Annotated in this window: 18 protein-coding genes and 1 pseudogene; 11 read left to right on the forward strand and 8 right to left on the reverse strand. The window is 61.4% G+C overall.

The features are described from left to right. Positions 1-2 precede the first annotated feature (2 nt). Positions 3-2,024 carry a sigma-54 interaction domain-containing protein gene (locus F8N96_RS27555; RefSeq protein WP_150800474.1) on the reverse strand — a complete coding sequence of 674 codons (2,022 nt, stop codon included), beginning with the start codon at positions 2,022-2,024 and terminating at the stop codon, positions 3-5. Between the two features lie 195 nt (positions 2,025-2,219). Between F8N96_RS27555 and F8N96_RS27560 the strand changes: the two genes are divergently transcribed. The 3 genes from F8N96_RS27560 (at position 2,220) to F8N96_RS27570 (ending at position 5,055) form a co-directional block, all read left to right on the forward strand. After that, the gene (locus F8N96_RS27560; protein ID WP_150800475.1) at positions 2,220-3,242 is read left to right on the forward strand and encodes a Gfo/Idh/MocA family oxidoreductase; all 1,023 of its coding nucleotides are present in this window, start codon (positions 2,220-2,222) and stop codon (positions 3,240-3,242) included. Next, positions 3,239-4,027, forward strand: coding sequence for a TIM barrel protein (locus F8N96_RS27565; protein WP_150800476.1), 789 nt, complete (start codon positions 3,239-3,241; stop codon positions 4,025-4,027). The genes F8N96_RS27560 and F8N96_RS27565 overlap by 4 nt, the downstream gene beginning before the upstream one ends. 101 nt (positions 4,028-4,128) lie before the next feature. Further along, positions 4,129-5,055, forward strand: a complete 927-nt coding sequence (locus tag F8N96_RS27570) for a sugar ABC transporter substrate-binding protein (protein WP_150800477.1) — start codon at positions 4,129-4,131, stop codon at positions 5,053-5,055. A 239-nt stretch (positions 5,056-5,294) separates the two neighbouring features. Here F8N96_RS27570 and F8N96_RS27575 read toward each other — a convergent pair whose 3' ends face one another. From F8N96_RS27575 to F8N96_RS27585, 3 genes are all read right to left on the reverse strand, one after another. Further along, a complete protein-coding gene (locus F8N96_RS27575; RefSeq protein WP_150800478.1) occupies positions 5,295-7,460 on the reverse strand; it encodes a methyl-accepting chemotaxis protein in 2,166 nt (721 codons plus the stop codon). Between the two features lie 410 nt (positions 7,461-7,870). Then, entirely contained in the window at positions 7,871-9,274 is a 1,404-nt protein-coding gene (locus F8N96_RS27580) for a DHA2 family efflux MFS transporter permease subunit (RefSeq protein ID WP_150800553.1), read from the reverse strand. A gap of 31 nt (positions 9,275-9,305) precedes the next feature. Continuing rightward, positions 9,306-10,031: a GntR family transcriptional regulator gene (locus F8N96_RS27585; protein WP_150800479.1), complete on the reverse strand. Its 726-nt coding sequence runs from the start codon at positions 10,029-10,031 to the stop codon at positions 9,306-9,308. Positions 10,032-10,148: 117 nt separating this feature from the next. Here F8N96_RS27585 and F8N96_RS27590 point away from each other — a divergent pair, with 117 nt between their 5' ends. The 3 genes from F8N96_RS27590 to F8N96_RS27600 all read left to right on the forward strand — a co-directional run bounded on the left by F8N96_RS27590 (position 10,149) and on the right by F8N96_RS27600 (position 13,606). After that, the gene (locus F8N96_RS27590; RefSeq protein ID WP_224794130.1) at positions 10,149-11,393 is read left to right on the forward strand and encodes a pyridoxal-phosphate-dependent aminotransferase family protein; all 1,245 of its coding nucleotides are present in this window, start codon (positions 10,149-10,151) and stop codon (positions 11,391-11,393) included. Positions 11,394-11,492: 99 nt separating this feature from the next. Beyond that, complete coding sequence (locus F8N96_RS27595) at positions 11,493-12,791, forward strand: MFS transporter (protein WP_150800480.1); 1,299 nt, start codon at positions 11,493-11,495, stop codon at positions 12,789-12,791. A gap of 50 nt (positions 12,792-12,841) precedes the next feature. Continuing rightward, entirely contained in the window at positions 12,842-13,606 is a 765-nt protein-coding gene (locus tag F8N96_RS27600; protein ID WP_150800481.1) for a 2-keto-4-pentenoate hydratase, read from the forward strand. Here F8N96_RS27600 and F8N96_RS27605 read toward each other — a convergent pair. Next, entirely contained in the window at positions 13,603-14,511 is a 909-nt protein-coding gene (locus F8N96_RS27605; RefSeq protein WP_150800482.1) for a LysR family transcriptional regulator, read from the reverse strand. The two genes, F8N96_RS27600 and F8N96_RS27605, sit on opposite strands and share 4 nt — an antisense overlap. 108 nt (positions 14,512-14,619) lie before the next feature. Between F8N96_RS27605 and gcl the strand changes: the two genes are divergently transcribed. The 3 genes from gcl (at position 14,620) to F8N96_RS27620 (ending at position 18,368) form a co-directional block, all read left to right on the forward strand. After that, the gene (gcl, locus tag F8N96_RS27610) at positions 14,620-16,395 is read left to right on the forward strand and encodes a glyoxylate carboligase (RefSeq protein WP_150800483.1); all 1,776 of its coding nucleotides are present in this window, start codon (positions 14,620-14,622) and stop codon (positions 16,393-16,395) included. 145 nt (positions 16,396-16,540) lie between these two features. Beyond that, a complete protein-coding gene (gene hyi, locus F8N96_RS27615; protein ID WP_150800484.1) occupies positions 16,541-17,323 on the forward strand; it encodes a hydroxypyruvate isomerase in 783 nt (260 codons plus the stop codon). A 148-nt stretch (positions 17,324-17,471) separates the two neighbouring features. Continuing rightward, positions 17,472-18,368, forward strand: coding sequence for a 2-hydroxy-3-oxopropionate reductase (locus tag F8N96_RS27620; RefSeq protein ID WP_150800485.1), 897 nt, complete (start codon positions 17,472-17,474; stop codon positions 18,366-18,368). Positions 18,369-18,425: 57 nt separating this feature from the next. Here F8N96_RS27620 and F8N96_RS27625 read toward each other — a convergent pair whose 3' ends face one another. Further along, positions 18,426-20,102 carry an NAD-dependent malic enzyme gene (locus F8N96_RS27625; RefSeq protein WP_150800486.1) on the reverse strand — a complete coding sequence of 559 codons (1,677 nt, stop codon included), beginning with the start codon at positions 20,100-20,102 and terminating at the stop codon, positions 18,426-18,428. Positions 20,103-20,329: 227 nt separating this feature from the next. Between F8N96_RS27625 and F8N96_RS27630 the strand changes: the two are divergent. Then, positions 20,330-20,683, forward strand: a pseudogene (locus F8N96_RS27630) (iron-containing alcohol dehydrogenase); the annotation flags it as partial. Between the two features lie 245 nt (positions 20,684-20,928). Here F8N96_RS27630 and F8N96_RS27635 read toward each other — a convergent pair. Continuing rightward, the gene (locus tag F8N96_RS27635) at positions 20,929-21,366 is read right to left on the reverse strand and encodes a bleomycin resistance protein (RefSeq protein WP_150800487.1); all 438 of its coding nucleotides are present in this window, start codon (positions 21,364-21,366) and stop codon (positions 20,929-20,931) included. 152 nt (positions 21,367-21,518) lie between these two features. Between F8N96_RS27635 and F8N96_RS27640 the strand changes: the two genes are divergently transcribed. Beyond that, on the forward strand, positions 21,519-21,965 hold the full coding sequence (locus tag F8N96_RS27640; protein WP_191630816.1) for an NUDIX hydrolase: 447 nt from the start codon (positions 21,519-21,521) through the stop codon (positions 21,963-21,965). A gap of 8 nt (positions 21,966-21,973) precedes the next feature. Here F8N96_RS27640 and F8N96_RS27645 read toward each other — a convergent pair whose 3' ends face one another. After that, positions 21,974-22,885 (reverse strand): hypothetical protein, encoded by a 912-nt coding sequence (locus tag F8N96_RS27645; protein WP_150800489.1) that lies wholly within the window; start codon positions 22,883-22,885, stop codon positions 21,974-21,976. Positions 22,886-23,032 lie beyond the last annotated feature (147 nt).

The following is a 23,032-nucleotide window of genomic DNA, read 5'->3' on the forward strand; positions in this document are numbered from 1 at the left end:
CATCAGAGCTCGGGGCCGGCACGGAACGCGTCGGCACTCAGGCCGAACCGGGTCATCTTGTTGTACAGCCCGCCACGAGAAACGTTGAGCTGCCTGGCGGCCAGGCGGATGTTGCCGCGGGTATCCTTGAGGGCCGCGATGATCGCATTCATTTCATGGGTGCCAAGGTCCAGCGCAGCCTGGGGTGCAGGCACGCTTCCCGGCGCCGACAGCCGTAGCCGTTGCTTGATTTCCAGCGGCAGATCCTCCGGCTGGATCAGCTCCGACGTCGCCAGATTGGTCGCGCGCTCGATGCTGTTTTCCAGCTCGCGAACATTGCCCGGCCAGCCGTAGGCCGCAAGAATCTCCAGGGCCTGCGGCGAGATGCCCTGCACCGATTTGCGCAGCGACCGGGCACAACGGCCGAGAAAATGTCGCGCCAGCAACGGGATATCTTCCCGGCGCATCCGCAACGGCGGCACTGTCAGGTTGAGTACGTTGAGCCGGTAGTAAAGGTCTTCGCGGAAGGCACCCTCGGCCACCGCCTGGCTCAGGTTGCGGTGGGTCGCGGCGATGATGCGCACGTCCACCTGCCGGGATTTTTTCGCGCCCACCCGTGTCACCTCGCCTTCCTGCAAAACCCGCAGCAGGCTGACCTGGGCATCGAACGACATGTCACCGATTTCGTCGAGGAAGATGGTGCCGCCATCGGCCAGTTCGAACTTGCCGGCAGAGCCGCCGCGGGCCGACCCGGTGAAGGCGCCCTCGACATGTCCGAACAGTTCGCTCTGCACCAGGTCCCGGGGAATGGCCCCGCAATTGACCGCCACGAACGGACCGCGGCAACGGTCGCTGGCGTTATGGATGGCCTGGGCGAACAGCTCCTTGCCGGTACCGCTTTCACCGAGGATCAGCGTGGTCGAATCACTGCGACTGGCGATCCGCCCCAGGTGCAACGCGTCCTGGATCGCCCGCGAACTGCCCTGGATGGTCTCGAAGGTGTAGCTGGCTTGCGTGCCGATGATTCGCCGGGTGATTTCACGGATACGCCGGTTCTCGCGCAACGAGACAATGCGCCCACCCTGCTCCAGGGCGCACACCGACACCAGGCACGCCAGCTGGCTGCGATCATGCAGCTCGAAGGTGCAATCCAGGTCTCTTATCCCTTCATACTGCTGCCCTTCCCTGCCGTGCCGCAGGATCTCATCGGTCAGTTCGCTCTGGCCCAGGCGCTGGAACGGGCTGCCCAGCAGATCGCGGCCGACACGGAACAATTGGCGGGCATAGCGATTGAGTGCCTTGATGCAGCCCCGCTCATCCAGCACCACCAGGCCCTCGTTGAGCACTTCCAGCACGGTTTGCTGTTCTTCGAGCAAGGCCTGCAACGCCATCTGCCGCGCGACCGCTTCGGCGGCCGCCTGGACGGTGCCCAGGGTGTGGAAATGGAACCAGCCCGGTTCCGCCGTCAGGGTCAGCATGGCGAGTGTTGTGCCCTGGGCATCCCGGATCGGCGCAGCGGCACAATGCATGCGCCGCCGACGCAGGCCGCTGCCGAAATTTTCCTCGGCCAGCACATACACCAGTCGATCTTCGGCCAGGGCCAGCCCCGTGCAATTGGTGCCCTGCACCGACTCCAGCAGCCGGCTGCCCACCGGCGTAAGGTCCAGGCCGCAGAAATACAGGGTTGTGCCGTCGGTGTCGGTCAGGTTGATGTGGCCCCTGGGGTTGTAGGCCAGCAAGCCGCGCATGACCTCCGCGGCGGCGGCGATCAACACGCGATTGGCCGCCAGCGTCGCGGACAGCACAGCCGGCGCGACGAACCGGTAGGCGCCATCGTCCGGATCGAGCCCGGCACCCACGCTGCGCAGCCAGGACTGCCAGATCACCTGCCGGACGGCAGCCGGTCGATCGGTGCGACCGTCGAGGCACTCCCGCCAGGCCTGCTCCAGCTCGGCGATCGGCCCTTCGCTCAACGATGCGGGACCGAGGGCGGTGATGTAATCGAGGTCTTGCTCGCTGAAAGCCATCAACTGTGGGCTCGCCATCGTCGGGATCCATGTTCATATTTTTGACATGTCAGTATAGACATGTCACGCGAATGAACACTTATTTCAAGCCGTCTTGATTAACCCCTTAATTATCAATTACTTGAATATTGGCACAGCCCTTGCTCCCTGCTGTGTACCAGCGAGGACATTCCTGCTGTCTCGTCATTGAATAACAAAAAAGGGAGTCATTTCATGAGCACGTCCAAGATCATCCGCCTGGGTCTCATCGGTGCCGGCCGCATGGGCAGCTTTCACGGCCTGACCGCCGCCCGACACATTCCCGGCGCCTGCCTCGCCGCCATCGCCGACCCTACGCCAGGCCAGGCCGCGCGCCTGGCGGCCGAGCTGGGGGTGCAGAAGGTCTACACCGATCCACAGCAGCTGCTCGACGACCCGGAAATCGACGCGGTCCTGATCGCGGCCCCGGCGCGCAGCCACGCCGAACTGGTGATCAGTGCGGCCCGGGCCGGCAAAGGCGTGTTTTGTGAAAAACCCATGGCCATTACCCTGGACGAGGCCGACCGCGCCATCGCCGCCGCGGCCGATGCGCGGGTGCCGCTGCAGGTCGGTTTCAACCGGCGCTTTGCCAAAAGCTTCCGCACGGCCCACCTGGACGTGGTCGCCGGCCGTATCGGGACCCCGCAACTGCTGCGCTCGCTGACGCGCGATCCGGCGCTGAACAATCCGGCCGCCTCGCCGCAGTGGGTGATTTTCCTCGAAACCCTGATCCATGACTTCGATACCCTGCGCTACCTGAACCCCGGCGCCGAAGCGGTCGAGGTTTCTGTGATGGCCGATGCCCTGATCGCACCGGACTACAAGAACAAAGGATTTCTCGACACCGCGGTGGTCACGATCCGTTTCGACAACGGCGCCATCGCCACCGCCGAGGCCAACTTCCAGGCGGTCTATGGCTACGATGTCCGGGGTGAAGTGTTCGGCAGCGCCGGCATGCTGACCATGGGCGGCGTCAATGACGGCGACCTGGTTCGCTACCTGGCCAACGGCATCCAGGCCGACACCCAGCGCCTGGACACCGATCTGCTGCGCGATGCCTATGTGGCCGAGCTCAATCACTTTGTCGATTGCCTGCGCACCGGCGCCAAACCCCTGGCCAGCGGCGAAGATGCCCGGGCGGCACTGGCCATTGCCCGCGCCTGCATCGAGTCCTTCCAGCAAGGCAAAACCGTGCGCGTGCAAGGAGGCCGTCCATGAGTTTCATTCCGTTCAAACTGGCGATCAGTGCCGAAATGGTGTTCCTCGACTTGCCGTTCACCGAGCGCGTCAAACGGATTCACGCGCTGGGCTTCAGCGCTGAAATCTGGGACTGGACCCGCAAAGACATCGCCGCCCTGGTCGCCACCGGCGCTGACTTCACCTCCATGACCGGCTACATCTCAGGCAACCTGAGCGACCCCGAGGACATCCAGCACCTGCTCGACAGTGCACGGGAATCCCTGGCCGTGGCCGCGCAACTGAATTGCCCCAGCCTGAACCTGCATGGCACGGGCCTGGGCGACAAGGGGCTGCCGGTCAAACCGGTGGCCCTCACCACGGGACGCATGTGGTTGAGCGCCTGCAAGACCCTGGAAAAAATCGCCCGCCTGGGCGAAGACGCAGGCCGGGTGTTCCTCCTGGAGAACCTCAATACCGAAGTGGACCACCCCGGCACCCCGTTCGCCCGCGCCGACGATACCCTGGCGTTGATCGAGGCTGTGGGCAGCCCGCACCTGAAGATGAACCTGGACCTTTACCACGCCCAGATCGGCGAAGGAAACCTGATCGAACTGATCCAGCGCGCCGGCGGCGCCATCGGCGAAATCCAGGTTGCCGACGTGCCCGGGCGCAAGGAGCCCGGCACCGGCGAAATCCATTACCCGGCCATTGCCAAGGCGCTGTTCGGCATCGGATACACCGGTGTCGTCGGGCTCGAGGGCTGGGCCAGCGGCGACAGCGAAGTGGCGCTGGAACGCTTTCGACAGGCCTTTACCCTGGATTGAGGACCCTGGCGCTCCCGGTGAACCTGCTGCCGGGAGCGCCATAAAATCCTCCTGCTTGATCTTGATGAATATCGACTCATAACAACAAAAGGAAAATCATCATGCGTCGCTGCACTCTGCTTTTTGCCACGCTGTTATTACTCTTCAGCCAATGGGCCGCCGCCGACTATCGCATCGGCGTCAGCATCGCCCGGGTCGACGACAACTTCATGACCTATGTGCGCAGCGGCCTGGAAGAGGCCGCGAAAAAGGACAACGTGCAGATCCAGTTCGAGGACGCCCAGGGTGATGTGGTGCGCCAACTGAATCAGATCGAAGGCTTTCTCAGCCAGAAGGTCGATGCGGTGATCGTCCTGCCGGTGGACACCGCCGCCACCGCCAACATGACCCGCGCCGCCGTCGCGGCGAAGACCCCCCTGGTCTACGTCAACCGCCACCCGGACGAACGCGTGCTGCCCAAGGGCGTGGTCACGGTGGCGTCCAATGACATCGAGGCCGGGCAACTGCAGATGCGTTACCTGGCGGAAAAGCTCGGCGGCAAAGGCAGTGTCGCGATCATCATGGGCGACCTCGCGCAAAACTCCACCCACGACCGCACCGAAGGCGTGAAACAGGTGCTCAAGGACTTTCCGGGGATCAAGGTCGTCGAACAACAAAGTGCCGAGTGGCAGCGCAACAAGGGGATGGACCTGACCAGCAACTGGTTGCTCGCCGGCACCCGCTTCGATGCCATCGTCGCCAACAACGACGAGATGGCCATCGGCGCGGCCATGGCCCTGCAGCAAGCCGGCAAAGCCAAGGGCGAGATTGCGATCGTCGGCATCGACGGCCTGCCCGACGGCCTGGCGGCCGTCAAGCGCGGGATGCTGGTCGCCTCGGTCTTCCAGGACCCCAAGGCCCAGGCGACCCGTGCCCTGCAGGCCGCCATCAGCATGATCAAGGGTGAGCCGGTCGAGACGGATGTCTGGGTGCCCTTTCAGCTGATCACGCCCGAGCAGGTGGCGATGTTCGAACAGCGGTATAAATAGGTCCAGGAGATTGCTTGTGGAGCGAGACCGGCCTGCCGACGAACAGGCCGTGTCAGTCGACATCGATGCCGGCTGTCAGTGCGCCTTCGCAGGCAAGCCAGCTCCCACAGGAATCGATGCCGTGCACGCATATTGTGCCCGACACAAAACCTGTGGGAGCGGGCTTGCCCGCGAAGGCGTTCTGACAGCCAGCCGATCCATTCGGACCGTACTCGATCTTCTGTCCACCTCGCCCCTCTTCAAGCGGCCGCCACCCGTTCATTGTTGTTGGTCACTTCAAACTGCCCCACCAGTTTTTGCAGCTTGTTGGCATTGAGCCTCACGGTTTCGGCACTGCTCTGCAGCACCACCACCGTCTGGCGCATCTCGGTGGAAGACTGGTCGACCTGCCGGATCGTCTTGCCATAATCGAGGCTGTGCTTGTTGAGCTGCTGAATGATCGCAAACATGCTTTCCACGGCCTGGTGCAACTGCACGTTTTCCGAGGAGGCATCTTCGGCCAGGCGCAGGCTGTTATCGACGTCCTTGACCCCCGCCTCCATGAAGCTCACGGCTTTTTGCGTTTCACCCTGCAGGCCTTCGACCATCTGCCGGATGTCGTCGGCCGCCCGTGACGTGCGCGCGGCGAGACTGCGTACCTCATCGGCGACCACCGCAAAGCCGCGCCCATGCTCGCCCGCGCGCGCCGCCTCGATGGCGGCATTGAGCGCCAGCAGATTGGTCTGGTTGGTGATGTCGCTGATCAGGCTGGTGATCTTGCCGATTTGCGTCATCCGGCTGTCGAGCAGTTGCACGCTGGAAGACGAGCGCTCGACCACATCCCGAATCGACTGGGTGCCGGCCTGCACCGCGAGAAACTGTTCACGGGCACGGGTGACGACTTCGTCCATCACCTGCTTCATCTGCTCGGCGCCGGCCGAGGCTTGCTGGATCTCGCCCAACTGGTCTTCCACGATGATCATCATGCGGTGCACCGCTTCGGACACTTCGGCCGAGGTGATGCCGGCTTCCTGGCTGCGGCCCAGCATCATCTGATTGGTGGTGCCGACGTTGCGACTGGCCTTCACCACTTGCCCGACCACCGAGTCCAGGTGGTCGATGAAGCTGTTGATCCAGCGGCCCATGTCGCCGGTCTCGTCGTTGGCCATGGTCGTGGGGTCCAGGCGCTGACGCAGGTTGCCCTCGCCCTCGGCAATGGTCCTGATCACACCGGTCATCCCCTCCAGCCTCGCCGCCAGGCGCTTGGGCCCCAGGAGGCTGAACAGGAGCGTGGCGCCGACCATGCTCACCACTTCGACGGCATCGATCAGGCCCTGGGTCAGGCCACTGTAATGCTGGACCACGAAATTGCAGGCAAACAGGCCGGTCATGGTCGCCAGATAAGGCTTCATCAAGCCATGGGTGAGCGAGCGCCGACGGTAGACCTCCTCCAGGTCGGCCTCGCACATCATGCCCCAGCGGTCGGGTGAGCCTGGCAACTGGAAGGTGACGCCCTTGCCGACCACGGGAACGTGCCGGTAATCCGAATAACCGGGGTAGGTCACGAACAGGTTGGAGCCCTTGCGGATGGTCTCGCGGACACCCGGGTGCAATTGCTGGGTCGCCGGGTCGGTGAAGCGCAGTTCCAGCTCGGTGTGGCGCTGGATCTGCACGGTCTTCCACGGTGTGTGCACGCCGCTCTTGAGGTTTTCGCCGTGGGTAAAGGTGCCGTCCTCGAAACGTGAGCGCGACAAGGCCGTCCCTGGCTCGATGGCGGGATCGAATCGCGAGTGCGCCATGAACAGATAGTTGTCGCCGGACTCGGCAAAAATGTGCCCGGCCTCGCGCTGGATCAGATCGCCCAGCACATCGTTGGGCACGCGGCCACAGAGGCAGCCAAGGACCTTTCCATCGGCCTTCAGGGGCTGATAGAACATCAAGGTGACCTCATCGTGGAAGCGTGAAGAGGATGGACCGATGTTCAAGGTCAGTGGATCGCGGTAAGGCCCCTGGAGAAACGGCGCCTTCAATCCTTCGGTCAATGCACGGGTGTGCTCGAGCCGGGTGTTGCCCCGTCGGTTCCAGGTCGAGGCGATGACGTTGCCGGCGACATCGACCACGAACAACTCGGAAAAATCTTCCGCCTGGCGCAGCTTGTCCATCAACATTGCACTGTCGAGATGGGCGAAATCATGGCCGAGATGGTCCGCCAGTTCAGCCAGATGCTCCCACTGCTCGCGGGCCCAGTTGTGCAGCAACTGCACGCGGGTTTCAGCGATGGCTTCGAAGGTTTGCTCGATGACCGGGTAAGCCGATCGATTGAGCCGGCACGACCAGCCCATCGTTATCTTTCCGGTTTTGCCGAACCAGGGTAACCAGCGCTTCTCACTCGGGGATAACGGCATGGAATGACTTGATAGCGACATTAAATTCACCCACTGCGACAATCAGATGGCAAATTGATAGCAAATACCAGGCCAATTCATAAGCACGCTAATCATTGCTCCGGGGGCTGCGCAGGGCTCCAGAATGCGCAATCCCATGCTTCAACTCAGTGCGCCAATCGTGACATGCCCTGGAACAGCGCTGACAGGCTGAGCAGCACGCCCCTCCAGCAAACGGCAGAGCTACGGCAAGATCAACAGATCGCAGCCTCGCTTCGCGACACAGCTACAGGGAATCGGGCGTACGCAAATCCCGTGACCGGCAAAAAACCAAATGTAGGAGCTGGCTTGCCAGCGAAAGCGGACTGGCAGCCGACATCGATGTCGACTGACATGCCCTCTTCGCTGGCAAGCCAGCTCCTACAGGGAATCGGGGGGTACACGGACTTGGGCTAATCCTTGGCTTCGTCGCGCTGCAACACCGACTCGCCTGCTTGTGGCGGCAGCCGCAGGTTGTCCAGCAAGGCGACAGCCGCAATCACCGCCACACAGAGGAATGTCAGCTGAAAGTCGACGGTTTCGGCCTGCCCGGTGGTGCCATGGATGTTCATCACCAGACGCAGCAGCAACGCGCCGATGGCCACCCCCATCGCCATGCTCAATTGAAAGAACATGCTGAACAGTGTTGAAGCGTCGCTCATCTGCGCCTTGGGTATTTCGGCAAAGGCCAGGGTGTTGAACACGGTGAACTGCATCGAGCGTGACAAGCCACCGACGAACAGGATCAACAGAATCAGCGCCCGACTCATGTGCTCGTCCAGCAACGCACACGCCGCGATCGCCAGTACCCCGAGGACGCCGTTGACCATCAGCACCGGACGAAATCCCCACCTTTGCATCACGCGGGTGGTGAAGGGTTTCATGGCCAGGTTGCCGGCAAATACCGCCAGTACCAGCAGCCCCGCATCGAACGCAGACAGACCGAAGGCCAGTTGAAACATCAATGGCAGCAGAAACGGCAACGTACTGATGGCAATGCGGAAAATCGAGCCCCCACCGAGGCACACGCTGAAGGTCCGAATACCCGTCACACCCAGCGCCAACAAGGGTTGCGCTTGCCGACGCATATGCCGCCAGGCAAACACCCCGAGCACCCCACCGGCCGCACTCAGTGCCAGCCCCTGCAACCAGTCGGCACCGCTTTGCCCGAGCATCTCTACGCCATACAGCAATGCCGCACTGGCGATGCCGACCAGCACAAAGCCACTGAAATCGAACCGCCTGGAACTGATCTCGTCCCGTTTTGGAATCAGCACCAGCGCGGCAATCAAGGCCAGCACGCCCAACGGCAGATTGAGGTAGAAAATCCACGGCCAGGAGGCATGGGTGACGATGAACCCACCCACCGGCGGCCCCAGTACCGGCGCCACCAGGCCGGGCCAGGTGATGAACGAGATCGCCCGCACCAGGTCTTTCTTCTCGGTCGTGCGCAGCACCGCCAGGCGCCCCACCGGCACCATCATCGCGCCGCTGATCCCTTGCAGCACACGGGCGGCGACAAAGGTTTGCAGGCTGTCACTCAACCCGCACATCAACGACGACAGGCTGAACAGCACGATCGCCGAACTGAACACCAGGCGCGAACCGAAGCGATCGGCCAGCCAGCCGCTGATGGGAATGAACACCGCGACGGCGAGCATGTAGGCGCTCATGCCAATGTTCACATCCACTGCCGCGACGCCAAAGGTCCTGGCCATGTCCGGCAAGGCGGTGGCGATCACGGTGGCGTCGAGGTTCTCCATGAAGAACGTGACGGCGACCAACAGCGCAATCAGGGTTGAGCGGCGTTGAGACATCGGCATTGCTGTTCGACGCACCTTGAGCTCCTCAGCGGCGAATGGAGTCCGGGTGCTCGGCGTCATCGCGGACCATCAACATGATGGCGTCGCGTTTTTCCAGAAGGTGGTGGCGCAGAATACTGCTCAAGCGTTTGCCGTCCCGCGCCTGCAAGGCTTCGATCATTTCTTCGTGATCGTGCAAGGCCCTTTCCCACTTCGGCGCCTGTTGGTTGGACAGAAAACGCAACGCCTGGATGCGGCGGTTCAAGGACAGGTAGACCTGGCGCAGCGCCGAGTTGCGCGCGGCCAGGTTGATCATGTCGTGAATGGCCCGGTTGCGCTGGTAATAGCCGGGCAGATCGTTCTGATTCTTGCTGACCACCATGGCGTAGTGCAGCGCCTTGATCTCTTCGAGCTCCTGGGCCGTGATGCGCTCACAGGCCAACTCGCCGGCGAACGCTTCGATCCCGCTCATCAGTTCGAAGGTCTCACGAATTTCCAGCTCCGACATGCGCGCGACACTCGCGCCGCGGTTGGGATTGATCTCGATCAGCCCCTCCACCGCCAACACCTTTAGCGCTTCGCGCAACGGCGTACGGGAGATGCCCAGGGTTTCGCAAAGCTCACGTTCATTGAGTTTTTTCCCGGGCGCCAGCACGCCTTCGGTAATGAAGCTTCGCAGGTGCTCGACCACCGTATCGTGCAATCGCTGGCGCTCGACCTTGGGCATTACCCGTGGACTGCCAAGCTCGGCTAGCTGGTCATTATTTTGCATTCAAAATCCTCTTTTTCATCGATCTAAGGGCACGCCTTATTCGAAATCAGTCCATCTATTGCTCAATATTAGCGCAATTATGCCGTTTGACACAGCAAGATGACGTGCTAACGTATTTTGAATTCAAAATACAAAAACCAGGAGTCATCCCTGCTGAAGCTCGATTTCCATCCCGCCGGCCGCCACTTTCTGCAAATTCCAGGGCCAAGCCCGGTTCCGGATCGCATCCTGCGCGCCATGAGCTATCCCACCATCGATCACCGCGGCCCGGAATTCGCAGAGCTGGGGCTCAAGGTGCTGGAAGGCATCAAGCAGGTTTTCAAGACCCGTCACCCTGTCGTCATCTACCCCGCTTCGGGTACCGGTGCCTGGGAGGCGGCGCTGTGCAACACCTTGAGTGCCGGCGACGAAGTCCTGATGTTCGAAACCGGCCATTTCGCCGCCCTCTGGCAGAAAATGGCCTTGAGCCTGGGGCTCAAGCCGCAATTCATCGGTCGGCCAGGGATCGAGGGCTGGCGCGGCGGGGTCGATGCGTCAATGATCGAAGCGCACTTGCGCACCGACAGCAGTCACCGCATCAAGGCGGTGTGCGTGGTGCATAACGAAACCAGCACCGGCGTGACCTCGGATATTGCAGCCGTGCGCCAGGCCATCGACGCCGCCGGCCATCCGGCGCTGCTGTTGGTCGACACCATTTCCGGACTCGCTAGCGCCGACTATCGTCATGACGAATGGGGTGTGGACGTCACCGTGTCCGGCTCGCAAAAAGGCCTCATGCTCCCGCCGGGGATCAGCTTCAACGCCCTGTCGCCCAAAGCCATCGAGGCCAGCAAAACCGCCGGCCTGCCCCGCAGTTTCTGGGCCTGGGATGAAATTGTCGACATGAACAAGACCGGCTATTGGCCATACACCCCCAACACCAACCTGTTGTATGGACTGTCCGAGGCCCTGGACATGATCCTCGGCGAAGGACTGGACAATGTATTCATTCGCCACAACCGCCTGGCCCATGCCTGCCGCACGGCCGTGAACGCCTGGGGCCTGGACATCCAGTGCGCCGATCCGGCGGTGTACAGCCCGGTATTGACTGGCGTGATGACGCCCGAGGGTATCGACGCCGATGTTGTGCGCAAGACCATCTACGAGCGCTTCGACATGTCCCTGGGTACGGGGCTGGGCAAGATGAAAGGCCGGATGTTCCGTATTGGCCACTTGGGTGACTGCAACGACCTGATGTTGATGGCGACACTGACCGGCTGCGAAATGGGCTTGCAAATGGCCGGGGTGAAACTGCAGTCCAGCGGCGTGCTGGCGGCCATGGATTACCTGGGAGGGCAATCCGTGCCGTTGCGGCGCGAATGATGTGAAAGCGCTGTGGCCTGGGCCACAGCGCTTGCTGCGACTAACTATCCCGAATCCTCGTGTCGGTCAGCGAGAACAATAAGAAACTGGAGATAGAACATGAAGTTTTTACGTCTGCGCCCCACCACGGTGGTGCTGTTCATGCTGTGCGCCATGTATTTCATTACCTACCTGGATCGTGTCAACGTCAGTACCGCGGCAGTCGGCTTCGGTAAGGAATTCAATCTGACCAAGACCGAGATCGGCATCGTCTTCTCTGCCTTTGCGTATCCCTACCTGGTCTTCCAGATCATCGGTGGCTGGGTCAGTGACCGATTCGGCGCCAAGCGTACGCTGGTGGTGTGCGGGCTGATCTGGGCCGGCGCTACGGTGCTGACAGGCCTGGCCGGTGGTTTCGTGTCGCTGATCATCGCCCGTGTGCTCCTCGGCCTCGGCGAAGGCGCGACCTTTCCCGCGGCGACGGCGGCCATGTCCCGTTGGGTACCCAATGAGAAACGCGGATTTGCCCAAGGCATCACCCACGCCTTTGCGCGCCTGGGCAACGCCTTGGCCCCGGCAGCGATGATCGCGGTCATGGCCACCTATGGCTGGCGGGAATCGTTCTATGTCTGCGCCGGCATCAGCTTCGTCTGGGTAGCGATCTGGGCACTGGTCTTCACGGAACTGCCCAAGGATCATCCGCGCATCTCGCCACAAGAGCTGAACGTGTTGCCTGCGCCCAAGGTGAAAAGCAAGGAGCCGCTGGCCTGGGGACGCCTGTTCAAACGCATGGCGCCGGTGACCATCGTCTACTTCTGCTATGGCTGGACGCTGTGGTTGCTGCTGAGCTGGGTGCCGATGTATTTCATGAACATGGGCCTGGATCTGAAGGGCACCGCCATCTTCGCCTCCACGGTGTTCTTCGGTGGTGTCGTCGGCGATACCCTGGGCGGTATCGTCAGTGACCGCATCTATGCTCGCACCAAGGACCTGAACAAGGCACGCAGCCTGATGGTCGCCGTGTGCCTGGGGTTGACGCTGCTGTCCCTGGTACCTTTGATGTTCACCAAGGACATACATATTTCCCTGGCGTGCCTGGCCATCGGCTTCTTTTTCTCCGAGATGACGATCGGCCCGATGTGGGCCATCCCGATGGACATCGCACCGGACCATTGCGGTACCGCCAGCGGCATGATGAACACCGGCTCGGCCATGGCGGCGATCGTCAGCCCGGTGGCGGCAGGATTGCTGATCGACAAATTCGGCAATTGGCAGCTGCCGTTCCTGGTCAGCATTATCCTGCTGGCAATTGGCGTCATTCTGTCTTTCCGCATGAAACCGCAGAACAAGTTCGAGTATGTGCAAGCGCCCCTGGCGCCGACCGTCGAGGCGCAAGCCGCCCCGGTCATCCTTAAATAACATGCAGCCACCCCCGCCTGCGGGCGGGGCTTGAGAAATGGAGCGACACCTTGAATACAGCATCCCCCCCTTCGCGCCTGGCGCAATTGATCGTCGACGCGCAACGCGAGCGTAGCCCGTTGGGTGAGCTCGACGCCGACTTGTACCCTGCGGATTTCGCCAGTGCCTACCTGACCCAGCAAGAGATTCTTCGCCTGCGCGGCGTCGAGGCCGGCGGCTGGAAGATCGGCTCGAAATCCACCACCGGTCCGATCCAGGGTTCCCCGCTGCCTCGGGACTGTCTGTTTGCATCCGCCAGCCAATTCGACCGTGGCGCTTACGCGCCGGTGGGTCTGGAACTGGAGATCGCCTTTCGCTTCAACCGTGCCTTCAGTCCGCGTGACCACGACTATAGCGACGAAGAGGTCATGGCCGGCGTTGGCGAAATGGCCGCCACCATTGAAATCGTCGCCAGTCGCTTTGCCGCCTGGCCGAAGATCGAGCCCTTGACCCAGTTGGCCGACCTGCTCAACCACGGCGCCCTGGTGGTGGGCGAATTCGTGCCTTACGAGGAACATTTCCCGTTCGCGCACCCGGCACTGGAACTGACCCTCAACGGCGACAGCATCGTACCCGCGGCGGTCGCCAACCCCGCGGGTGACCCGCGCCGACTGCTGCCGTGGCTGGTCAATCATCACACCCGCCAGGGGCTGACCCTGCCCCAGGGCCTGGTCATCACCACCGGCTCCTTCACCGGCATGTTCCTCGCCGAAGGCCCCGGGGAGCTGAGTGGGCAGATCCGTGGCTTGCCGCCCGTGTCGCTGTCGCTGATCTAGCTGCGCACCCAATAACCGGGGCGGCTGTAGACCTCCTTGAGGAAGGCAATGAAAAAACGCACCTTGGCCGGCAGGTAATGTTGCTGGGGGTACACACCCTGGATGTCGTAGCTGGGCAAGGCGAACTCATCGAGCACCGTGGTGAGTTCGCCGCTGAGCAGCTCGCTCTGGATTTCCCAGACCGAACGCCAGCAAATGCCCAGGCCGCGCTTCGCCCAGTCAAACAGCAGTTCGCCGTCGTTGCAGTAAAGATTGCCGGCCACTTTGACCGCCACTTGCCGGCCGTCTTTCTGGAAGGTCCAGCCCCGGTGTTGCCCACCCTGCAGGCTAAACGCCAGACAGTTGTGGCGAGCGAGATCATCGAGGGTCTCGGGGGTGCCGTGGGTGGCAAAGTATCCCGGTGCACCGCAGACCACCCGACGATTGGCGGCCAGGGTGATCGCCACGTAATTGGGGTCCAGCACTTCACCGATGCGGATGCTCATGTCATAGCCCTCGCGCACCAGGTCGATGACGTTGTCGGTCAGGTCGAGGGACAGCTTGAGGTCCGGAAACCGCGCCTGAAATTCCGGCGCATGCGGGGCCACATGCCGTCGGCCGAAGCCGGCCGGGGCGGTGATCATCAGGTGGCCGCGCACCGCGCCGCGGTTCTCGCTGATGCTCGCATCGATCTCGTCGAACGACTGCAGCAACACCTTGGCCTGCTCCAGGTAGGCCTCACCCAATTCGGTGAGCGTCAGCCCGCGGGTTGACCGATGGATCAGCTTGACCCCGAGCCGCTGCTCCAGGGCAGTCAAGCGCCGCCCCATGATCACCGGAGTCACGCCGTCGGCCAAGGCCGCGGCCGCAAAACTGCCCCGGGACGCTACGAGCACGTAGCTGCGTAATTCCGTGTAACGATCCATTCGATACTCCTGATACCGACAGAAAGGATAAAAGTGCCAGTTCACAAATCAGGCTAACAAATGGATGCTATCGATGTACAAAAAATATCGAATCCAGGAGAGCCTCCCATGCCCCTCATGAAAGCTATCGAAGCCGCCGTTCTGGTGATGCGCCGCGAAGGCATCGACACCGCCTTCGGCATTCCCGGCGCCGCGATCAATCCGCTGTATGCCGCGCTCAAGGCACTGGGCGGCATCGATCACGTACTGGCACGCCACGTCGAAGGCGCCTCGCACATGGCCGAGGGCTACACCCGTGCCGTGGCCGGCAACATCGGCGTGTGCATCGGTACTTCGGGCCCCGCCGGCACCGACATGATTACCGGCCTGTATTCGGCGTCCGCCGATTCGATACCGATTCTCTGCATTACCGGCCAGGCACCGCGCGCCCGAATGCACAAGGAAGATTTCCAGGCCGTGGATATTTCCAGCATCGCCGCGCCGGTGTGCAAATGGGCGACGACCGTGATGGAACCTGGCCAGGTCCCCTACGTTTTTCAGAAGGCCTTCCAGATCATGCGCAGTGACCGTCCGGGTCCGGTCCTGATCGACTTGCCCTTCGACGTGCAGATGGCCGAGATCGAGTTCGACATCGATGCCTATGAACCCCTGCCCGTGGTCAAGCCCAAAGCCAGTCGCCAACAGGCGGAAAAAGCCATGGCCCTGCTCAACCAGGCCGAACGCCCGCTGATCGTCGCCGGTGGCGGCATCATCAATGCCGACGCTTCGGCCCTGCTGGTGGAGTTCGCCGAACTGACCGGCATTCCGGTGATCCCTACCCTGATGGGCTGGGGCTGCATACCCGATGACCACCCGCAGATGGCGGGCATGGTCGGCCTGCAGACGTCCCACCGCTATGGCAACGCCACGATGCTCGAATCGGATGTGGTGATCGGCATTGGCAATCGCTGGGCCAACCGGCATACCGGCTCGATCCCGGTGTACACCGAGGGCCGCCGGTTCATTCACATCGACATCGAACCGACCCAGATCGGCCGGGTATTGATGCCGGAACTGGGCATCGTCTCGGACGCCGGCAGCGCCTTGTCCATGCTGCTGGAGGTCGCCCGTGAATGGCATACGGCCGGTCGCCTGAAACACTTCGCAACCTGGCTGGGCAGTTGCCAGGAGCGCAAAGCCCGCCTGCAACGCAAGACGCACTTCGACAACGTGCCGATCAAGCCGCAACGGGTGTACGAGGAGATGAACCGCTTTTTCGGCCAGGACACGTGCTACATCAGCACCATCGGCCTGTCGCAGATCGCCGGCGCGCAGTTCCTTCACGTCTACAAACCTCGCCACTGGATCAATTGTGGCCAGGCCGGGCCCTTGGGCTGGACGATTCCGGCGGCCCTGGGCGTGGTCAAGGCCGATCCGCAGCGCCAGGTCGTCGCACTGTCCGGCGACTATGATTTCCAGTTCATGATTGAAGAACTGGCGGTGGGCGCGCAGTTCAAGTTGCCCTACATTCATGTGGTGGTGAACAACTCCTACCTCGGCCTGATTCGCCAGTCCCAGCGGGGTTTCGACATGGACTATTGCGTGCAGCTGGCGTTCGACAATATCAATGCCCCGGAACTCGAAGGCTACGGCGTCGACCACGTCGCCGTCGCCGAAGGGCTGGGCTGCAAGGCGTTGCGCGTGACCGATCCGGCGCATCTGCAGGCCGCCTTCGCCGAGGCCCGCGAGCTCATGGCCCGGCATCGCGTGCCGGTGGTGGTTGAAGTCATACTGGAGCGCGTCACCAACATCGCGATGGGCACCGAGATCAACGCGATCAACGAATTCGAAGCGCTGGCGCTGGTCGGCAACGATGCGCCAACCGCGATTTCGTTGCTGGACTAACAGCTGATTGATGATCGTTCCCACGCTCTGCGTGGGAACGCAGCCCGGGACGCTCCGCGTCCCAAAGCGGACGCGGAGCGTCCATTGAGGCGTTCCCACGCAGAGCGTGGGAACGATCCCAACAAAACATTAACGGGAGACCACCATGCCGCGTTTCGCAGCCAACCTGTCCATGCTGTTCACTGAACAGGATTTTCTTACCCGTTTCAACGCTGCCGCCAAGGCCGGCTTCAGTGGCGTCGAATACCTGTTCCCCTATGACTTCAGCTCCGCCGAGATCAAGGCCAGGCTCGATGCCAACGGCCTGACCCAGGTGCTGTTCAACCTGCCGGCCGGTGACTGGGCCAAGGGTGAGCGCGGTATCGCCTGCCTGCCGGAGCGGGTCGAAGAGTTCCGCGCCGGCGTCGATCTTGCCATCGCCTACGCCAACGTCCTGGGCAACACCCAGGTCAACTGCCTGGCGGGTATCCGTCCACAAGGCGTCGACGATGCCACCGTGGAAAAAACCTTCGTCGCCAACCTCAAGTACGCGGCCGACAAGCTGCAAGCGGCGGGCATCAAACTGGTGATGGAAGCGATCAACACCCGCGACATCCCCGGTTTCTATCTGAACAACACGGCGCAAGCCCTGTCGATTCGCGAGCAGGTCGGCAGCGCCAACCTGTTCCTGCAATACGACATCTACCACATGCAAATCATGGAGGGCGACCTGGCCCGCACCATGGCCGCGCACCTGGGCGAGATCAACCACATCCAGTTGGCCGACAACCCTGGGCGCAACGAACCGGGTACCGGCGAAATCAACTACCGCTTCCTGTTCGAACACCTGGACCGCATCGGTTACCAGGGCTGGATCGGCTGTGAATACAAGCCGCTGACGACCACTGAAGCCGGCCTGGGCTGGCTCAAAACCCATAACGCGATCTGACACAGATCCCCCTGTAGGAGCTGGCTTGCCAGCGAAGGCGGCCTGGAGCCTTGCAGCGCCAATGAAGGCGCCTTCGCCGGCAAGCCGGCTCCTACAAAGGCAGTTTCCCATTTGCTTGAAGCAGCAATAAAAACAAGAGGATTTTCCCATGGCTAAAATCGGATTTATCGGCACGGGCATCATGGGCCTGCCCATGGCGCAAAACCTGGTCAAGGCCGGCCACCAGCTGTTCCTTTCCAGCCACCACGGCACGCCCCCGCCAGCACTCACCGGCGCCGGCGCCGAGGTGCTGCCGACCCCGCGGGAAGTGGCCCGGCAAGCTGAGTTCATCATTGTCATGGTCCCGGACACGCCCTATGTCGAGGCGGTGCTGTTCGGCGAAAACGGCGTGGCGCAAGGCACCGGCCCGGACAAAGTGGTGATCGACATGAGTTCGATTTCCCCCTCTGCGACCAAGGCGTTCGCGCAAAAAATCGTCGCCACCGGCGCCCGCTACCTGGATGCACCGGTCTCCGGCGGCGAGGTCGGTGCCAAGGCCGGGACCCTGAGCATCATGGTCGGCGGCGATCAAGCCGTGTTCGACCGCGCCCTGCCGCTGCTGCAATGCATGGGCAAGAACATCACCCTGGTCGGTGGCAACGGCGACGGTCAGACCGCCAAAGTAGCGAACCAGATCATTGTCGCCTTGAACATCCAGGCCGTGGCCGAAGCCCTGCTGTTTGCCTCGAAGAACGGTGCCGATCCAGCCAAGGTCCGTGAAGCGTTGATGGGTGGTTTTGCCTCGTCGAAGATTCTCGAAGTCCATGGCGAACGCATGATCAAGGGTACGTTCGATCCGGGGTTCCGCATCGCCCTGCACCAGAAGGACCTGAACCTGGCGCTGGAAGGCGCCCGCGAGCTGCACCTCAACCTGCCCAATACCGCCAACGCCCAGCAGGTGTTCAGCACGTGCGCAGCCCTGGGCGGCAGCCAGTGGGACCACTCGGCGTTGATCAAGGGGCTGGAGCATATGGCCGGTTTTTCAATCCGCGGGCCCAACAGCTGAAGCGTTCGACAGGTAAAAAAATCCCGCCGTACTGACGGGATTTTCTTGTCTGCTCCTTTACTCCGGACGGCGCACGTATTGGCGATAGACCGGCTGCCAGAAATGCTGCTCGATGGCCGCCTGCAGGTCCTCCCCGGACAACGGCGGGGCAACGCTATCACGCTGCGCCGCCATGCCGACTGCGAAGGCGATGCGCTTGCTCACCGCCTGGACTTCGCGCAACGGTGGCAGCATCTGCCCTGCCCCGGCGCTCTCGGCCAACGCCTGGGCCGAAGCCATGAGCATGCCGTCGGTGATGCGGGTGGCCTTGCTGGCAATCGCCCCCAGGCCGATGCCGGGGAAGATGTAGGAGTTATTGCACTGGGCAATGGGAAAGGTCTTGCCTGCCAGCTCAATCGGCAGGAACGGACTGCCGGTGGCCACCAGCGCCTGCCCGTCGGTCCATTGCAGGATGTCCTTGGGATGCGCCTCGATCTGCGAGGTCGGGTTGGACAGCGGCATGATGATCGGTTGCGCACAATGGCTATGCATGGTCTGGACGATCTGTTGAGTGAATAACCCGGCCTTGCCCGACACGCCGATCAATACCGTCGGTTTGGCGTTGCTCACCACTTCGTGCAGCGACGGCCAGTCAGCGCTGAAATCCCACTGCGCCAGCGACTCGCTGGTATGTGCCAGGCGCTGCTGGAAATCGTAGAGATCGGGCTGGCGATCGGTCAGCAGCCCCTTGCTGTTGAGCAAGTAAACGCGACTGCGGGCCTGGGCCTCGCTCAAGCCTTCCAACTGCATGGCGGCGATGATCTGTTCGGCAATCCCGCAGCCGGCGGACCCGGCGCCGACAAACGCCACGGTCTGTTCGGACAGGCGCTGCCCCTTGACCTTGCACGCCGCGAGCAAGGTGCCCACGGTCACGGCGGCGGTGCCCTGGATGTCATCGTTGAAGCAGCACAGTTGATCGCGGTAACGCGCCAGCAACGGCATGGCATTGGTCAGTGCAAAGTCTTCGAATTGCAGGATCGCGTCCGGCCAACGGCGCTGGATACCTTCGACAAAGGCTTGCAGGAACTGATCGTAGGCCGCCCCGCGAACGCGTTCTTCCCGACGGCCGAAGTACAGCGGATCGGCCAGCAGCGCCGGATTGTTGGTGCCCACATCCAGCACCACCGGCAATGTGTAGGCCGGGCTGATGCCGCCACAGGCCGTGTACAACGACAGTTTGCCGATGGGAATGCCCATGCCGCCGACACCCTGGTCGCCGAGCCCGAGAATGCGTTCGCAATCACTGACCACGATGACCTTCACATGGTCCTTGGTCACATTGTTGAGGATCTCATCGATGCGGTCCTGATCGGCAATGCTGATGAACAAACCGCGATGGCTGCGATAGATTCGCGAGAATTCCTGGCAGACCTTGCCGACGGTGGGCGTGTAGATAATCGGCAGCATTTCGTCGAGGTGGTCATCGACCACGCGATAGAACAGGGTCTCGTTGGAATCCTGGATCGAGCGCAACAGGATGTGCTTGTCCAGGTCGGTGCCGCAGGCCTGGTACTGCTGGTAGGCACGCGCGGCCTGCTGTTCGATGGTTTCGACCTGCTGAGGCAGCAACCCTTGCAGGTGCAAGGTTTCACGTTCCTGTTCGCTGAAAGCGGTGCCCTTGTTCAGCAGTGGCGTGCCCAGCAAGGTGGGGCCGGCGAAAGGAACCGGTACGGCTCGATCAATAGGGTTACTCATCTTAACCTCCTGTGCTTTTGTATTTTGAATTCAATATACACCCATGGATTCGAATTCCAAGTACCGGAGAACTTCATCTCCATTCGATGGAATCTGTGGCGTCTCCCTCCTGCTCCACCCTCTGTTATCGGTTCAGCCGATTCAAACCTGCGATTTATCGATTTGTGCCGGGGTCGATGGACCGCGAGCATGGGGTCACTTCCAACAACAAAAACAAAGGACCCGCCATGATTGCCCGATTCCATAACCCCGTTGATACCCGTTTTGGCTGGGGCAGCCTTCAAGAGCTCGCCTCCCTCACCGAACACCAGGCCGTGGCCCTCGTGACCTTTCCCGAAGCGCGCGCCCTGGGGTTGGTGGATCGCCTCCAGGACCTGCTCGGCGACCGCCTGGTCTACGTGATCGAGGATGTCCAGCCTAACCCGGATGTGGCGCACCTGCGGGGTACGTATGAGCGCTTCTGGCAAGAGGCCGGCGAATGCCACGCGGTCATCGCCGTCGGCGGCGGCAGCGCCATCGATACCGCCAAGGCGTTGATCGTGGGCACCGAGTCGAGCCGTTTCGACGAATTGCTCTCGCTCAGCCAGGTATCACGATCCAATGACCAGCGACGATCTGTAAATTTGAACAAGCAAATATCGAGCTCGGTATCAATGATGTGCGGCGAATACACCCAGTGGCTATTACCCGCCTTCCAAACCGTTGCCTCAACACGATAACGCCCCCCGGGAGACAGTGACAAAACTTCAATTTCATCCATAAACAACCCTCGAACGCGGTCCATTGAACGGGCCGGGGTTTTCTTTTTTTGGCGCCGCTGCTCGGTCTATCCGCCTACTCCCCTTGCGACAGCCCTGAAGCCCAGGCTTTGATTGAATCGCAACAGATAACCATCCGGATCCAGCACCAGAAAATTAAGCTCTCCATGCTCGCGCTGATTATCCCGATACCAGCACTCTTCAATGGGCCTGTGCAATTCCACTCGTGCATTCGCAAGGGCCTTGGCCAAAACCTGGATATCAGTGCAGCGGATCGAAAGGTTCATCCCTCGGCCATAGGGAGATTCCAGAGGGCCAACCCGCCATGGCGACGTTTGCCGGTCATCCTCTTCCAGCATCAATTGGCTGCCTTGAAACGACAGGAAAGCGAATTTGTGTTCAGGCCTTTCGTATTCAATCTGAAAGCCCAGTATCCGGCAGTAAAACGCCAGGCTTCGTTGCAGGTCAGAGACGATCATCTCTGGAACCAATGCATTCATCTTCATGAAGGGACTCCTTGTCGTTGTAGAACACCTCTGGCAGCAATACGTTGTCGCTCCCTGCCGGGGCCGGTTGTACCATGATTGATGCGCAGGTGCCTTACCGATCACCGCCACTTCCAAACGGACTTGTCCGATACCGCAAAGGAGTTCCACCGTTGTCCGAATACCGCATCCGCCCCCTCGCCCTCTGTATCTTTCATCATCACGGCAAGATCCTGGTCAACCAGTTCCACGACAACGAAAACCAACGAACCCTCTTCCGCCCCATCGGTGGAGGTATCGAGTTTGGCGAAAGAAGTGCTGATGCCATTGTCAGGGAAGTGCAGGAGGAGCTGGGCTTGTCGATTCATGGCGTTCGCCTGCTGGGCACTCTGGAAAGCCTCTTCACCTATGCCGGCAAGCCGGGGCACGAAATCGTTCAGGTTTATGATGCTACATTCGATGACGAACTCGTCTACCAAACAAAAGAACTGGCAGGTCACGAAAGCGACGGGGCATCGTTCACCGCCAGATGGTGCGACAGCACGGATTTCAGCCCCGCCTCCCCTCTGGTACCTGAGGGCCTTCAGGATCTGCTCAAAACGCTGTCGCTACTTGAGTAGGACAATCCTCAGACCAGAACCTGAGCCCCCTGCCCCCGCGCCGCCTCTTCAACCTCAAGAACCGCATCCAGCGTATTGAGGAACAGATCATGACTCAAAATCCCGGTACCCACCGTCGACAACACCGCATTCCCAGTCTCATCCTTGATCACCACCGTCTCAGACCACGCACTCAAATCCACCGTACGCAAAGCCGACATCGGCACCTTGCGCCCCTCCACCTCCAGATAACTGCGCGTCACCAGAATCGGCTGAGTCGATACATCTAGGAACTTGCCACTCATCCGCTTGCCCCAGACCGCACCGTTACCCAAATACTTGAAGGTCACCGAACCGCCCGCTGCAAGCGTATCCAGCACCAGCGGCAGACGTGCACGGACATGCAGCTCGCGCACCTTCTGCTGGAAGTCTTGAAAGCCCTTGAGCGATTCAATGACCCGATGAAAAGGCTCATTGGCATTGCGCCGATAGGCCAGGTTGGTAATCAGCCCGGAGATCGCCGTTTGCCCGGAACTGAACAGGTAAAGGTCCTCGATCTCGGCAAAAGGAACGTACTCCTTCGTCGCCCCGTTGATGTGAGTGATGCCCTGTTCATAGACTTCATAACTGGCCTGGCGCTGACGCTTGTGCCACAGATGGATGCCAAACAGGACCACAGCGATGACGGCCAGGAACGCACTGGCGGCATAGATCAGCACCTGCGGACTGGAGAAATTTAGCGTCATGCCACGGCTCGTCGTCAGGCTGGCAGATCCGGTATTGCCGACGGGCAGAATCGCGCCCAGGTACAACACGAAACCTGCCAGACCCAACATGACTAAACCGAAAATCAGGGTGAAAACCAGAAAGCCCTTGCCGTGACGGTAGGTTGCAATCAATTCGCCGGTGGCCGGCGTAGACGCAGATGGGGACTGTTGCATGAGGTTCTTGCTTCCTTGTAAGAGTGACAGAAGGCGCGCCGAATCCAGGCTGGCCTCGCCGATGAAACCGGCGCCGGTTGAGGTTATTGCTGACTGGGGGTCCAGTCATCCCGTGGGGTGGGAATTGGTTTGAGTGTGGCTGGGGGG

This window comes from Pseudomonas fluorescens (assembly GCF_902497855.1).
Lineage (GTDB): Bacteria > Pseudomonadota > Gammaproteobacteria > Pseudomonadales > Pseudomonadaceae > Aquipseudomonas > Aquipseudomonas fluorescens_BI.